General features: G+C 62.0%; 10 protein-coding genes. 2 read left to right on the top strand and 8 right to left on the bottom strand.

Going from position 1 to position 13,990, the window contains the following annotated elements; all coding sequences use genetic code 11:
- Nucleotides 1-86 precede the first annotated feature (86 nt).
- The 8 genes from AB8A27_RS15405 to AB8A27_RS15370 all read right to left on the bottom strand — a co-directional run bounded on the left by AB8A27_RS15405 (nucleotide 87) and on the right by AB8A27_RS15370 (nucleotide 9,595).
- Entirely contained in the window at nucleotides 87-758 is a 672-nt protein-coding gene (locus AB8A27_RS15405) for an esterase/lipase family protein (protein ID WP_441242637.1), read from the bottom strand.
- A gap of 8 nt (nucleotides 759-766) precedes the next feature.
- Nucleotides 767-1,657 carry a crotonase/enoyl-CoA hydratase family protein gene (locus tag AB8A27_RS15400; RefSeq protein ID WP_441242636.1) on the bottom strand — a complete coding sequence of 297 codons (891 nt, stop codon included), beginning with the start codon at nucleotides 1,655-1,657 and terminating at the stop codon, nucleotides 767-769.
- Between the two features lie 152 nt (nucleotides 1,658-1,809).
- Complete coding sequence (locus AB8A27_RS15395) at nucleotides 1,810-2,970, bottom strand: M20 aminoacylase family protein (RefSeq protein WP_092146895.1); 1,161 nt, start codon at nucleotides 2,968-2,970, stop codon at nucleotides 1,810-1,812.
- A 12-nt stretch (nucleotides 2,971-2,982) separates the two neighbouring features.
- Nucleotides 2,983-4,506 carry a M81 family metallopeptidase gene (locus AB8A27_RS15390; RefSeq protein WP_441242635.1) on the bottom strand — a complete coding sequence of 508 codons (1,524 nt, stop codon included), beginning with the start codon at nucleotides 4,504-4,506 and terminating at the stop codon, nucleotides 2,983-2,985.
- Between the two features lie 157 nt (nucleotides 4,507-4,663).
- Nucleotides 4,664-6,340 carry an ABC transporter ATP-binding protein gene (locus tag AB8A27_RS15385; RefSeq protein ID WP_441242634.1) on the bottom strand — a complete coding sequence of 559 codons (1,677 nt, stop codon included), beginning with the start codon at nucleotides 6,338-6,340 and terminating at the stop codon, nucleotides 4,664-4,666.
- Entirely contained in the window at nucleotides 6,337-7,221 is an 885-nt protein-coding gene (locus AB8A27_RS15380) for an ABC transporter permease (protein ID WP_092146899.1), read from the bottom strand. Before AB8A27_RS15380 ends, AB8A27_RS15385 begins: the two co-directional genes overlap by 4 nt.
- 13 nt (nucleotides 7,222-7,234) lie before the next feature.
- Complete coding sequence (locus tag AB8A27_RS15375) at nucleotides 7,235-8,176, bottom strand: ABC transporter permease (protein WP_092146901.1); 942 nt, start codon at nucleotides 8,174-8,176, stop codon at nucleotides 7,235-7,237.
- Nucleotides 8,177-8,461: 285 nt separating this feature from the next.
- Nucleotides 8,462-9,595 carry a M20/M25/M40 family metallo-hydrolase gene (locus AB8A27_RS15370; RefSeq protein WP_441242633.1) on the bottom strand — a complete coding sequence of 378 codons (1,134 nt, stop codon included), beginning with the start codon at nucleotides 9,593-9,595 and terminating at the stop codon, nucleotides 8,462-8,464.
- A 330-nt stretch (nucleotides 9,596-9,925) separates the two neighbouring features.
- On the opposite strand from AB8A27_RS15370, the gene AB8A27_RS15365 reads away from it, so the two are divergent.
- Entirely contained in the window at nucleotides 9,926-11,545 is a 1,620-nt protein-coding gene (locus AB8A27_RS15365; RefSeq protein ID WP_441244918.1) for an ABC transporter substrate-binding protein, read from the top strand.
- 608 nt (nucleotides 11,546-12,153) lie between these two features.
- On the top strand, nucleotides 12,154-13,779 hold the full coding sequence (locus AB8A27_RS15360) for an ABC transporter substrate-binding protein (RefSeq protein WP_441242632.1): 1,626 nt from the start codon (nucleotides 12,154-12,156) through the stop codon (nucleotides 13,777-13,779).
- The last annotated feature ends 211 nt before the right edge of the window (nucleotides 13,780-13,990 follow it).

Below are 13,990 nucleotides of genomic sequence, written 5' to 3'. Positions count from 1 at the left end.
GGCGCTCGCAGCCGGCCCTTGCCGGGGGAGGTTAGATCCCATGTGGCGCTTATGCGCTTACGTCGGAATGTGATTGCTCATTTGGGTCACACGTCGAACCGCCCGTGTTTCAGGAAGGCGATGGTCTGCATGATCGCTTCCCTGTTCCGGATCATCATCGCATGTGAGGCGTGGATGACGAGGTGGTCGGTCATACCTTCAAGCTTCGTGCGCGCGACGGTGACACGGCCATCATTCGGGCCACGCAACATCAAGCGCGAAGCGATCGGATCGAGCGTGCGATCGCCGGCGATGATGCCGACCGGATAGTCAACTGGGGGAAGCATCGCCTCAGTTAAGTCATCCCGCACCGTAACGAGTTGTTGGCCCGCCGGGCCGAAATACATGCGATAGGCCCGCCAGTTCTTGAGACGGTCCGCAATCTCGCTGCCGCCGTTCGGCGTGCCCAGCATCACCACGCGGCCCAGACGCGGCGGGCGATGGCGCGCCAGATAGACCCGCGCCAGCAGGCCCCCCATCGAATGGCAGACGAAATGCGTGCAGCCTTCGTTGGCCTCGGCGAATGGCGCGATGGCGGGGTGAATGTCATCGGCCAGTGCAGACAGCGTCTTGCCCCGGCTGGGATAGCCGATATTCCGCGTTGCGAAGCCTGCGGCTTCGACCGCCTGCTGCATCTTGATGAAGGATCGGAACGACCGGCTGATGCCGTGCAGGAAAATGACGCCCTCAGACGGACGATGAGAGGGCGTCGATTTCATTGACGGTCCTATTTGTAGTCGCGCTCGTCCCACCACGGGAAATAGCTCGGCATGTCCGTGCTGACCTTGTTCTTGAACTCGGCCGGACGCTTCTCGAGAAACGCCACGACGCCTTCCTTGACGTCTTCCGAGCGACCGCGGGTATAGATGCCGCGGCTGTCGATCTTGTGCGCTTCCATCGGATCGTCGGCGCCCATCATGCGCCACATCATCTGGCGGATCAGCGCCACAGACACCGGCGCCGTCTTGTCGATGAAGGTCTTGGCCAGGGCGCGTGCGGTTGGCAGCAACTCATCGGGCGGCACAACCTTGCTGGCAAGGCGCCCGGCGAGGGCTTCTTGTGCGGGGAACACGCGGCCGGAGAAACACCATTCCAGCGCCTGCGAGATGCCGACGAGACGCGGCAGGAACCAGCTCGACGCAGCCTCCGGCACGATACCGCGCTGGGAGAACACGAAGCCGAAGCGTGCGGCTTCGGAGGCGATGCGGATGTCCATCGCGAGCTGCATAGTGGCGCCGATGCCAACGGCCGGGCCGTTCACGGCAGCGATGACCGGCTTGAGGCATTTGAAGATGCGCAGGGTCACCTGGCCGCCACCATCGCGCACCATCGGATCGCTATAGTCGACATCGCCGCTCGCAAGACGCTTCACCGGACCGCGCTTCGCGTCGCGATCGAAAGTGTCGGCGCCGGACGACAGGTCGGCACCCGCGCAAAAACCGCGTCCGGCGCCGGTCACGATGATCGCGCGCACATTGTCGTCCGCATCGGCCTTGTCGAAAGCGTCGATCAGCTCGGCCTGCATGGTGGCGTTATAGGCATTGAGCTTTTCAGGGCGGTTCAGCGTGATGGTGAGGATCTGCTCGTCGACGCTGTAGAGGATGGTCTCATAGGCCATGGTGGTTTCTTCCCTGTTTGTTTTTGTTTTGATCTTGATCGTCATTCCGGGGCGCGCCATTTGGCGCGAACACGGAATCCCGATGTGTTTTCATTATTACTAGATTCCGGGTTCGCGCGCGAAGATGTGCGCGCCCCGGAATGACGCCAAGATTACACCGGCAACCTTGTCTCGACGATGCGGGCGAACATGCTGGCGCCGATGGGCAGGATTTTGTCGTCGAGATAGTAGCCGGGATTGTGCACCGGTACCGAGCCTTCTTGCCCGACCCAGAAATAGGCGCCGGGCACGGCATGCAGCATGTCGGCGAAATCTTCCGAGCCCATTTTCGGCTTCGCGCGGGTGATCACATTGGCGTCGCCGACGATGGTGCGGGCCACGTCCTCGACGGCCTTGGAATGTTCTTCCTGATTGACCAGCACGCTGAAGCCGTCACGGATATCGACCTTGATCTCGCAATCGAACGCCGTCGCCATGCCGGCAGCGAGCGCATGCATGCGTTCACGGATCTGCATCCGGACCTTCTCGGAGAAGCAACGCACGGTGCCACAGAGCTTGGCATCATCCGGAATGACGTTATAGGCCGAGCCCGAATGGATCTGGGTGATCGACAGCACCGCGGATTCGAACGGATTGACGTTGCGGCTGACGATCGACTGCATCGCCTGACCGAGCGACATCGCGATCACGACAGGGTCCTTCGAGCGCTCCGGCATCGCGCCATGGGCGCCGTAGCCGCGGATGGTGATGTCGAAGAAGTCGGCGGCGGCCATTGCGGGGCCGGGGAAGATGCCGACTTCGCCGTGATTCATGTCCGGCGCGTTGTGCAACCCGTAGATTTCATCGCAGGGGAACTGCTTGAACAATCCGTCCTTGATCATCGCGCGCGCGCCACCGAGGCCTTCTTCGGCGGGCTGGAAGATGAAATGCACGGTGCCGTCGAAATTGCGGGTCTCGGCAAGATAGCGTGCGGTGCCGAGCAGCATGGTGGTGTGGCCGTCATGACCGCAGCCGTGGAAACGGCCGGGAATGGTCGAGCGCCAGGCGAGGTTGGTGTTCTCTTCCATCGGCAGCGCGTCCATGTCGGCGCGCAGACCGATCCGCCTGGTGCCCGAGCCTTTGCCCTTCAGCACGCCGACGACGCCGGTGCCCCCCAGGCCGCGATGCACTTCGACGCCCCAGGACGTGAGCTTGTCGGCAACGATGCCGGAGGTGCGGACTTCCTCGAAGCCGATTTCCGGATGCGCATGCAGGTCGCGGCGGATGGCGGTGAGTTCGTCGGCGAAGGCGTCGATACGTTCGAGTGTGGGCATGGGTTTATCCGTTCACGGCACGAGGGCGGGTGATGAGGTCTGGGGCGTAAATGGTTCGCCATTCGGCTTCAGCCGAATGCCCGGACGCAGATGCTTCCACGGCAGTACCGACGTATCCGCCGGCATCGCGCCGGGCGCGGCGCAGATCAAAAGCTTGCCGGCGATCGGCTCGAAGTCGGCGCGGAAATGCACCGAGCTCTTGTTGACGAGAATGTTCTGCTCAGTCGGCTCGATGCCGACATAGCGATACATCGACTGGTCGGCGAGCTGGGCCTTGTGCGAGGAGATGATGACGCGAACATCGTCGATACGCAGGCAGGCCGAGGGGCCCATATCCATGTCGCGACCGCCATAATAGGGGCCGGGAGCGACGAACTTGCCGTCCGACAGTTTCTCGACCACGAACGTGTTCTCATAGGGCGCGTCGCCGGGAATGCCCGACTTGCCGCCGATCGAGAGTTTCACGGTGGCGCCTTCACCGGCCTCATGTGCGGCCTTCGCGGCAGCGGGGTCGTAGATCACGCCATGGGCGGCCTTGATCGCCTTGTTCTTCACCAGCGCGCGCAACATGCCCGTGGTGTCACTGTCGCCGCCGGCGCCGGGATTGTCCTGGGTATCGGCGATCACGACCGGCTTGGTGAGGGTCTTCGCCAGCTCCATGGCGTGCAGCACGCCTTCGTCCGGCCTGTAGATCTTGCCGTCGAAATCGTCTTCGTGGCCCATCACCAGTTTGACGATGGTGTCTGCGGCAGCGTCTGCATCGGCCTGCGTCACGCCATAGGCGAACACGCTCGGGCAGCAATGCGGGAAATCGGCGGCAGGAAAGCCGGGGCAGAACGACAGCGTCGGCACCTGGTCGTGTTCGAGCGCGGCGAGCTTCAAATAGACGCCCTTGGTCGGCTCGTCATTGGTGCATTGCCAGCTGATCGGAATCAGGAACGGCAATTGCCGGAACGCCTTGGCGAAGCGGTTGCCGGCCAGCAGCAGCTCCATGTGGCGCGCGCAGGCGCGGCCGGTATCGGCCATGTCCACATGGGGATAGGTACGATAGGCGATCAGCGCGTCGGTGTATTCGACCGTTTCCGGCGAGATGTTGCCATGCAGATCGAGGCTGACCACGAACGGGATATCCGGCCCGATCACCTCGCGCACCCGCCGCGCGATCTCGCCTTCGCCGTCATCGAGATGTTCGGTGACCATGGCGCCGTGCAGATCGAGATAGACCGCATCGAGGGGCAGTGCTGCCCTGATGCCGTCGATCATCTCGCCGACGATGCGCTCGAACGCATCCTTGGTGACATGCGCCGAAGGGCTGGCGCCGCAGGCGATGGTCGGGATCAGCTCCCAGCCGCGTGTCTCGGCTTCCTCGACGAAGCCGGCGAGGCCGACATTGATGCCACGCATCACCTTGAGGACGTCGGCGCCATGGGTCATCGACGGCCATCCGCCGCCATGCACGAAAGCCTCGTAAGTCGCCTTGGTCGGAGCGAAAGTGTTGGTCTCGTGGAGGAAGCCGCCGACGGCGATACGGGTCATGAAGTCATTCCAATTGAAGCCAAGCTGTCATTCCGGGATGCGACAAACGGCGAAGCCGGATGGCGCAGGCCCGGAATCTCCAAGTGTTTTGAACATATCGGGATTCCGGGTTCGCGCGCAGCTTGCGCTGCGCGCGAACCCGGAATGACGGGGGATACTAGACGGCCGCCGGCACGGCGGTGCTGCCATCGACCGCGCGGAAGTTGGCGAAATCCCATCCTCGTCCGGGCGCCGCGTCAAGCAGCTGGCGCGTATAGGGCTGTTGCGGATTTGCGAGGACTTCCGCCGCGGGACCCTGTTCCACCACCCGGCCATGCTGCATCACGGCAACGTCATCGCAAATCTGGGCGGCGACGCGCAGATCGTGGGTGATGAACAGGATGGCGATGCCGAGCCGGGTCTGGATGTCATCGAGCAGCCGCAGCACTTGCGCCTGCACCGAGACGTCGAGGGCCGAGACGGCTTCGTCGGCCACCAGAACTTCCGGATCAAGGGCAAGCGCGCGCGCAATGGCGATGCGCTGGCGCTGGCCGCCGGAGAACTGGTGCGGATAGCGCGACACTGCGTCGGGTGGAAGACCGACCAGTTCGAGCAGTTCACGCGCCCTGGCCATTGCCACCGAATGTTTGGTGCCGAAATTGATTGGACCTTCGCAAATGGACTCGCCAATGGTGATGCGCGGATTGAGCGAACGATAGGGATCCTGGAAAACGATCTGTATCTTCTTGCGGTGCGGCTGCAACGCGTGACGTGACAGGTCGGAGATTTCGCGTCCGGCGAGACGGATGCCGCCCGAGGTTGGATCGATCAGTCGGACGATACAGCGCGCGACGGTCGATTTGCCCGAGCCGCTTTCGCCGACGATGCCGAGCGTGCGACCCTTGCGCAGTGTCAGCGTGACGTCCTGGGCTGCGTGGACCTCGCGCGGTTTCCCGAACATGGACCGCTCGCGATAGACCTTGCCGAGCTCATTCGCTTCGAGCACGACGGGATTGAAGCCCACTTCCTCGCGGGCCGCGCGGGGAATGAGGCTCGGCACCGACGACAGCAGGTTACGAGTATAGTCCTGCGTGGGTGCGCTCAGAACATCCTTCAATGCTCCGGTTTCGACCAACCGTCCATGACGCATCACGGCGACGCGGTCGGCGATATCGGCGACGACGCCCATGTCGTGAGTGATGAACAGCACGGCGGTGCCGTGATCCTTCTGCAGCTCGCGGATCAGCTTGAGGATCTGCGCCTGGGTGGTGACGTCGAGCGCCGTGGTCGGTTCGTCGGCGATCAGCAGCTTGGGTTCGAGTACGAGCGCCATGGCGATCATGATGCGCTGGCGCTGGCCGCCGGAGAGGCGATGCGGATAGGACGCGAAGATGCGCTTCACATCCGGCAGGTGGACCTGCTCCATCATGTCGAGGATCTTGGTGCGCCGTGCGCTAGCGCCGAGACTGGTATGGGTGCGCAACACCTCGTCGATCTGCTTGCCGACGGTGACCACCGGATTGAGCGCGGTCATCGGCTCCTGGAAGATCATCGCCATGGTGGTGGCGCGGAGCTCGCGCAGCCGCCGGTCGCTCGCCTGCAACACGTCCTCGCCAACCAGCTTGATGCTGCCGCCGATCGCCTTCAGGGAATCCCGCGGCAGCAGCCCCATGGTGGAGAGCGAGGTCACGGATTTGCCGGAGCCGCTTTCGCCGACCACGCAGAGGGTTTCGCCTTCGCGGACCTGCAGCGAGATGCCATCGATGATCTTCTTGCCGGCTCCGGTCTTGCCGACGCCGACGACGAGGTTTTCGATTTCCAGTGCGATGGGGCGGGTATTCACGGTGGTGTTCACTTGCCGGCCTCACGCTGCTTCATGCGGGGATCGAGTGCGTCGCGGGCAGCGTCGCCGATCAGATTGACGGAGAGGATGGCAATCGACAGCAGCAGTCCGGGCCAGAAGATCAGCGACGGTTTGACCTGGAAGAAGGCGCGACCCTCGGCCATGATGTTGCCCCAGGTCGGGGTTTCCGGGCTGATGCCGGCCCCGAGGAACGACAGAATCGCCTCGGTGAGAATGGCGGATGCGGCGATAAAGGTGCCCTGGACGATCAGCGGCGCCACGGTGTTCGGCATCAGATGCTTCCACATGATCTTCGGCATGCTGGAGCCGAGCGAGATCGCCGCCTCCACATAGGGCTCCTCACGCGCCGACAGCACCACGGAACGCACCAGTCGCGCGACGCGGGGGATTTCCGGAATAGTGATCGCAATCAGCACCGTCGTCAGGGTGGCGCCTGACAGCGACACGACGGCGATGGCCAGCAGCACGCCGGGCATCGCCATCAGGCCGTCCATGACACGCATCATCACAGCGTCAGCCAATTTGAAGAAGCCCGAGAACAGGCCGATGAACAGGCCGATGACAATACTGGTGACGGCGGCGCCGAGGCCGATCAGGAGCGAGATGCGACCGCCATAGAGGATGCGCGCCAGCACGTCGCGGCCGTAAGCGTCGGTGCCGAGCAGATATTCCGAACTGGCCGGCTTCAGCCGCAAGGCGGGTGCCAGCAATTGCGGATCGTGCGTCGTCAGCCACGGTGCGAAGATCGCCGACAGGATCACCAGCGTCAGGCAAATCGTCGCCACTGCGATGATCGGCGTCGCGGTGAGAAAGCCGAGCGACGGACCGCTGCGGGAGGGGAGGGCCGGGTTGGGAAGGGATTCGATCGCCATCAGATACAGATTCCTAGTAACGAATTCTGGGATCGAGCAGTGCGTAGGCAAGGTCGATAAGCAAATTGACCCCGACATAAACGCCCGAGGTCAAAAGGATCATGGCCTGGATCACGGGAAAATCCCGCGCAAGCACGGCATCGACCGTCAAGCGACCGATACCGGGCAGGTTGAACACACTTTCGGTGACGACAACGCCGGAGATCAGCAGTGCGAAGCCGGTGCCGATCACCGTGATGACCGGCACAGCGGCGTTGCGCAGCGCATGGCGGAACAGCACGCCGCCCTCGTTGATGCCCTTGGCGCGCGCGGTGCGGACATAATCTTCGCCGAGCACACCGAGCATCGCCGCGCGGGTCATGCGCGCGATCAGCGCGACATAGACGAAAGACAGCGCGATGGTCGGCAGCGTGATGCGTTCGACGAAGGGCCCGAAGCCGCGCGAGATGCTGCGGAAACCCTGCACTGGAAACCAGCGCAGTTCGATCGCGAACACCTGAACCAGCACGTAACCGATCACGAACACCGGCACTGAGAAGCCGAGCACCGACAGCGCCATCACGAAGCGATCGATCCATGTGCCGTGCTTCCATGCGGCGATGACGCCGAGCGGAATCGCAACAAGGATCGAAACCAGCATCACGCATAGTGCAATGCTCAGGGAGGGCTCGATGCGCTGGTTGACCATCTGCAGCACAGGCACGTTGGAGATCAGCGAGGTGCCAAAGTCACCGTGCAGCAGGCGCCAGACCCAACTGAAGAACTGGGTATAGAGCGGCTCGTTGAGGCCGAGCTGGGTCCGGATACGGTCGAGCTGCTCGGGCGTTGCGTTATCGCCAGCGATGATCGCAGCAGGATCGCCCGGCGTCAGCCGAAGCAGCAGGAAGACAAACAGGGCCACCACGCCCATGACGGGTATGGCCGCAAGAATCCGGCGAATGAGGTATCCGAGCATGGCGCTTTCCTATTGGTGGTGTTGATCGAACGTAACTGGACCGCGTCGGTCAACCGGAAACGTCACGGGCTCGCTGCTTCTGATCGTCATTGTTTGTGAAAAACACAAGGTTTGTGACGAACGCTGGGTTTGTGACAAAACTGGATTTTTCGAGAAACGCTGATTCACTGTCGCAACTGGCCTCAACCCGAAGTTCGCTAAACCTGAAAGTAGAGGGAGCAAGTCCTGTGCCACCTCACGGTTCGCGCCATGCCATGCACCGCGCGAACCGGGGCGACGATTGCATCAATCGAGGGTCGCCAGCAATCCCGCCATCAGGCGGCCGCGATCGACCAGGCTCTGCGCAACGATATATTCGTTGAGCGTGTGCATGTCGGCGCCATGAACGCCGAGCCCGTCGAGGGTCGGGATGCCCATCGCGCCGGTAAAATTACCGTCGGAACCGCCGCCCTTGCTGCCATGGGTCAGTTCGGGCAGGCCGAGGCTGGCATTGATGGCCTTGGCTTTCTCGAACAGCGCCATGGTCGCAGCGGAGGGTTCCCATACCGGGCGGGTGACGCCGCGGGTGACCTTGAAGGTGACGTCATTCTCGGTGCCCGACAGCGCGAGCATGCGCTCGACGCCTTTGTCGAGATCTTCCTGGCGCTTGGCCATGCTCAGTGCTTCGCCGGTACAGGAGGAGGCAACGCAATTGACCCATTGTCCGCCATGCACGATGCCGACGCTGAAGGTGCAGTCCGGTCCGGTCATCTCGTCGATCTGGACGATTTTCTTCGCCATTTCGCGAATCGCGGAGCGGCCGTTCGACAGTGTCGCGCCGGAATGGCTGGGCCGGCCGATGGTTTCGAGATTGAAGCGGGCGATCGCGTAGCGGCCTGACGTGACGCCGTTGTTCGCGCTGCCGGGTTCCGGCACCAGCACGTATTTGTTGCGCGCGGCCTCGGCTTCGATGATGTCGCGGGTCGATGGCGTGCCGACTTCCTCGTCCGGCGTGAACAACACGGTGATCGGCAGCGGTGTCGTATAGGAGATGCGCGCAAGCTGGCGGATAGCTTCGAGCGACAGGTAATTTCCGCCCTTCATGTCGCAGATCGCCGGGCCGTAGCAGAGTTCGCCGTCACGGCGCCACTTCAGTTTTTCGATGGTGCCAACCGGATGAACGGTATCCATGTGGCCCGCGATCAGAATACCGGGCTCGCCGAATTTCGGATGTGGAAAACGCGCACGAACGCAGCCGCCGAAGCCCATGCGTCCCGCGATGCGCTCGATGGTCGCACCCATGACCTGCATGTCGCGCGCGGCAAGATCGAGCATGCCGTTGACCGCATTCGCGTCCCATGTGGGGCTCTCGCATTCGACCCAGACGCGCAGGCCCTGCAACATGTTCTCGAGATCAAACGGGAGTTCGGCGGGGTTCATCAAGTCATTCCTCTTGGGTGAGAATTTCGTCACGGATGATTAAGGCGCTCCGTGCCTGCGCACATTGCGAGAGTTCGTTGGCGAGACTTGGGGCGTGACTTAGCAGCAGCGCAATCGCCTTTGCAAATCGACGATGTGCATTGCAATGCATTCTACACCGTGTGGATGTATCGCGTGGAAAACGCGATTGACGCACATCACGCTTGATGCCAAGTCTTTGAAGCCTAAATGATAAAGGCAATACGCGAAGGTGCCTAAAGTTCTATCGCGTTGCATAATCGATCATCGATCGATGATCGGATTCCAGCCAGGAGAGATTGAGTGTCCTATATGTCACGTTGGCAGCATTCCGCGGCCTTCACGAAATTGACACTGCCGGGTCTGGCAGTAGCCGTTGCGCTCGCGCTGCCGGTGCTGTCGTCGCCCGCGCATGCGGCCGGCAAGACTATCACTGCAGTGATGCATTCCGATCTGCGCGTGATCGATCCCGGCATCACCACCGGCTATATCGTCCGCGACCACGGCTATATGGTATATGACACGCTGCTCGGCATGAACTCGAAATACGAGATCAAGCCGCAGATGGCCGACTGGAAGGTCTCCGACGACAAGCTTGTCTATACCTTCACGCTGCGCGATGGCCTGCTGTGGCATGACGGCAAGCCGGTGACCGCGGAAGACTGCGTCGCCTCGCTGCAGCGCTGGGGCCGCAACGACGGCATGGGCCAGAAGCTCATGGACTTCACCAAGAGCATCGAGGCCCCCGACGCCAAGACCATCGTGCTGACGCTCAAGGAGCCCTACGGCCTCGTTCTGGATTCGATCGCCAAGCCATCGTCGCTGGTGCCGTTCATGATGCCGAAGCGTCTGGCCGAGACGCCAGCCGGCAAGGCGATTGCCGAGCAGGTCGGTTCGGGTCCGTTCAAATTCGTGCAGTCCGAATTCCAGCCCGGCGTGAAGGCGGTCTACGAGAAGTTCAAGGAGTACAAGCCGCGCTCCGAGCCGACCGACTGGCAGGCCGGCGGCAAGGTGGTGAAGGTCGATCGCGTCGAATGGATCACCATGCCCGATGCACAGACCGCGGTGAATGCGCTGCAGTCGGGTGACATCGACTTCATGGAGAATGGTCCCTACGACCTGCTGCCGGTCCTGGCGAAGGATCCGGAGCTCAAGATCGAAGTGCTCAACCCGCTGGGCTTCCAGACCTTCGGTCGCATGAACTTTCTCAACCCGCCTTTCGACAATCCGAAGATTCGCCGTGCCGCGTTCCTGGCCATGAGCCAGAAGCCTGTGCTGGATGCGCTGGTCGGCGATGCCAAATACTACAAGGTCTGCGGCGCGGTGTTCGGTTGCGACACGCCGAATGCGACGGATGTCGGTTCGGAAAGCCTGGTGAAGGGCAATGGCGTCGAGGAAGCCAAGAAGCTGCTTGCCGAGGCCGGCTACGACGGCACCCCGGTGGTGATCATGGCGCCGACCGACGTGACCACGCTCAAGGCTCAGCCGATCGTTGCCGCGCAGTTGCTTCGCAATGCCGGCTTCAAGGTCGAGGTGCAGGCCACCGATTGGCAGACGGTGCTCAGCCGTCGTCCGAGCCAGAAGCCCGTCAAGGAAGGCGGCTGGAACATGTTCTTCTCGAACTGGGTCGGTGCGGACATTCTCAATCCCATCAGCAATGTCGCGACCTCCGGCCGCGGCAAGGGCAATGGCGGCTGGTTCGGCTGGAGCGAAGATGCCGAGCTGGAAGTTCTGCGCGACAAATACGCACGCGCGACCACGCCGGAAGAGCAGAAGAAGCTTGCCGTCGAGATCCAGAAGGAAATCTACGACAAGGTGATCTACATCCCGCTCGGCGAATACAAGGTGCCGAGCATCTGGCGCACCTCGCTGACCGGCGTCACCCAGGGCGCTGCGATTCCGATGTTCTGGAACATCGACAAGAAGGACTGACCGGCGCCGCTGTGGTGACCAGGTTTGAGTAACAGAACGCCGGCCTGAGTGATCAGGCCGGCGTTTTTGTTTTGGGAGAAGTGGATCGCAAGTTTCTCAGCACGTCGTCCCCGCGCAGGCGGGGACCCATACACGCTTGAGATTCATTATGAGCGCGGTCCTATCTAACTCTGCCGTTTCTATTTCGACGATCGTGGTTATGGATCCCCGCCTGCGCGGGGATGACCACAGCGTGTACAGCGCATTACCGCTCCGACGATGCCGCCGACGCCACGAGCGATACTTCGGCCTTCGGCTTGCCGGCCCGAGCGAAGCGATGCGCTCGATGGTCGCACCCATGCGATGGCGCGTAGCGAGGTCGAGCATGCCGAAGGCCGCGCACGTGACTTCCCAGCAGGGCAATCGCCTTTGCAAATCGACGATGTGCATGGCGATGCATTCCACTGCATGTGGATGTAGCGCGTGGAAAACGCGATTGACGCGCATCATGCTTGATGCAAGTCTTTGATGTCTAAAAGATAACGGCAATGCGTGGTAGCGCCTAATTTTCTATCGCGTTGCACAAGCAATCATCGACCGATGGTCAGTTTCAAGTCAGGAGAGATCGAATGTCCTACATGTCACGTTGGCAGCGTTCTGCGGCCTTCACGAAATTGACGCTACCGGGTCTGGCGGTAGCCGTTGCGCTCGCGCTGCCGATGCTGTCGTCGCCCGCTGATGCGGCCGGCAAGACCATCACCGCAGTGATGCATTCCGATTTGCGCGTGCTCGATCCCGGTATCACCACGGCCTATATCGTGCGCGATCACGGTTACATGGTCTACGACACGCTGCTGGCGATGGATGCGAATTTCAAGGTCCAGCCGCAGATGGCGGAGTTCAAGGTCTCCGATGACAAGCTGGTCTACACCTTCACGCTGCGAGATGGCCTGAAGTGGCATGACGGCAAGCCGGTGACTGCGGAAGATTGCGTCGCTTCGCTGCAGCGCTGGGGCCGCAATGACGGCATGGGCCAGAAGCTCATGGACTTCACCAAGAGCATCGAGGCGCCCGATGCCAAGACCATCGTGCTGACGCTCAAGGAGCCCTACGGCCTGGTGCTGGATTCGATCGCCAAGCCATCGTCGCTGGTGCCGTTCATGATGCCGAAGCGTCTCGCCGAGACGCCCGCCGGCAAGGCTATCCCGGAGCAGATCGGTTCGGGTCCGTTCAAGTTCGTGCAGGCTGAATTCCAGCCGGGCGTGAAGGCGGTCTATGAGAAGAACAAGGACTATGTGCCGCGTTCCGAGCCCGCGAGCTGGGCGGCCGGTGGCAAGGTCGTCAAGGTCGACCGCGTCGAATGGGTCACGATGCCCGATGCGCAGACCGCGGTGAACGCGCTGCAGTCCGGCGACATCGATTTCATGGAGAACGGTCCCTACGACCTGCTGCCGATTCTCGCCAAGGACAAGGATCTCAAGATCGAGGTTCTGAACGAGCTCGGTTACCAGACCCTGGGCCGCATGAACTTCCTGTTGCCTCCCTTCGACAACGTCAAGGTCCGCCGCGCGGCGTTCCTCGCGATGAACCAGAAGCCGGTGCTCGATGCGCTGGTCGGTAATGCCGACTACATGAAGGTCTGCGGTGCCATGTTCGGCTGCGGCACACCGAATAGCACCGACGTTGGTTCGGAAACCATGGTCAAGGGCAGTGGCATGGCGGAAGCCAAGAAAGCTCTGGCCGATTCCGGTTACGATGGTACGCCCGTGGTCATTATGGCGCCGACCGACGTATCGTCGCTGAAGGCGCAGCCCATCGTTGCAGCGCAGCTTCTGCGCGATGCCGGCTTCAAGGTCGAAGTGCAAGCCACCGACTGGCAGACCGTGGTGACGCGCCGCGCCAGCCAGAAGCCCGTCAAGGAGGGCGGCTGGAACATGTTCTTCACCAATTGGGTCGCTGCTGACATTCTCAACCCGGTTTCCAACGTCTCGACGTCGGGTCGCGGCAAGAATGGCGGCTGGTTCGGTTGGTTCGAGGACGCCAAGATCGAAGAACTGCGCGACAAGTATGCGCGCGCAGCGACGCCTGCGGAACAGAAGGCTGCCGCTGTGGAAGTCCAGGCCCGTGCGCTCGAGCAGGTCGCGTATCTGCCGCTCGGCGAATACCGGATCCCCAGCATATGGCGGAAGTCACTGACCGGCGTGCTGCCGGGCGCGGCCACTCCGGTGTTCTGGAACATCGACAAGAAGGAATAACCGGCGCCGCTGCGGCGGGCAGGTTTGGATAAGAGAGCGCCGGCCTGAGTGATCAAGCCGGCGCTTTTGTTTTTGGGAGACGTGGATCGCAAGTTTCTCAGTACGTCGTCCCCGCGTAGGCGGGGACCCATACACGCTTGAGATTCGTTGTGAACGCGGTCGGATCTAACTCTGCCGTTTCTATTTCGACGACCGTGGTTATGGATCCCCG

It is taken from the genome of Tardiphaga sp. 768_D3_N2_1 (assembly GCF_052076105.1).
Classification (GTDB): Bacteria; Pseudomonadota; Alphaproteobacteria; order Rhizobiales; family Xanthobacteraceae; genus Tardiphaga.
The sequence above is the reverse complement of the archived record's forward strand: the minus strand, read 5'-3'. Positions and strand labels throughout refer to the sequence as shown.